This window comes from Bradyrhizobium sp. 23, assembly GCF_023073295.1.
GTDB lineage: Bacteria > Pseudomonadota > Alphaproteobacteria > Rhizobiales > Xanthobacteraceae > Bradyrhizobium > Bradyrhizobium canariense_D.
The window spans coordinates 80,357-81,664 of sequence record NZ_JADPJF010000001.1 but is presented as its reverse complement, the minus strand read 5'-3'; the positions used below and the strand labels follow the sequence as shown (position 1 = coordinate 81,664).

Genomic DNA, 1,308 nt, shown 5'->3' with positions numbered 1-1,308 from the left:
GCTGCTCGACGAAGCCACCCGCCGCAAGATGGGCGAGCAGGCGGTCGCACTCGCCAAGGCGGTGAATTACGACTCCGCCGGCACCGTCGAATTCGTCGCGGGGCAGGACAAGAGCTTCTACTTCCTGGAGATGAACACGCGCCTCCAGGTCGAGCATCCTGTCACCGAGCTGGTCACCGGCGTCGACCTCGTCGAGCAGATGCTCCGCGTCGCCGCCGGCGAGAAGCTCGCCATTGCGCAGAAGGACGTCACGCTGACCGGCTGGGCAGTGGAGTCGCGCCTCTACGCGGAGGACCCGTTCCGCAACTTCCTGCCCTCGATCGGGCGCCTGGTGAAATACCGTCCGCCGGCGGAAGCGAGCCAGGACGGCATCACCGTGCGCAACGACACCGGCGTGCAGGAGGGCGGCGAGATCTCGATCCATTACGATCCGATGATCGCCAAGCTCGTCACCCACGCGCCGTCGCGCGCCGCCGCGATCGAGGCGCAGGCCACTGCGCTGGACTCGTTCTATGTGGACGGTATCCGCCACAACATCCCGTTCCTGTCGGCGCTGATGCATCATCCGCGCTGGCGCGAAGGCCGGCTCTCCACCGGCTTCATCGCCGAGGAATTCCCCAAGGGCTTTGCCGTGCGCGTGCCTGAAGGCGAGGTCGCACGGCGGCTCGCTGCGGTCGGCGCCGCCATCGATCACGTGCTCGGCGAGCGCAAGCGGCAGATCTCGGGGCAGATGGGCGGCCGCATCGTGCAGCGCGAGCGTCGCCGTGCGGTCTGGCTCGACCGCCAGGAGATCCTGCTGGAGATCGCGCGCGAGGGCGAGGCGGTCGCGGTGCGTTTCGTCAATGCTGACGGCAAGACCGGCAATGCGCATCTGTTGCAGTCGCCGTGGAAGCCGGGCGATCCTGTCTGGCAGGGCACCATCGACGGGCATGTCGTCGCGGTGCAGGTGCGCCCGATCGCGAACGGTATCCGCCTCGCGCATCAGGGCGTCGAGGTGCCGGTCTATGTCTGGACCGAAGCGGAAGCTGCCTCGGCGCGGCTGATGCCGGTGACCACGGCTGCCGACACCGGCAAGAAGCTGCTTTGTCCGATGCCCGGTCTCGTGGTCTCGATCGCGGTGACCGAAGGGCAGGAGGTCAAGGCCGGCGAGACGCTCGCGGTGGTCGAAGCCATGAAGATGCAGAACGTTCTGCGCGCCGAGCAGGACGGCACGGTGAAGAAGATCCACGCCAGCGCCGGCGCGACGCTCGCGGTGGATGCGCTGATTTTGGAATTTGCGTAACGTCATTGCGAGGAGCCACCGGGTCC

General features: G+C 67.4%; 1 protein-coding gene. It reads left to right on the top strand.

Going from position 1 to position 1,308, the window contains the following annotated elements:
• Positions 1-1,282: biotin/lipoyl-containing protein (locus IVB32_RS00460; RefSeq protein WP_247409498.1), on the top strand; the 1,282-nt coding region annotated here is incomplete at its 5' end.
• Positions 1,283-1,308: the final 26 nt, after the last annotated feature.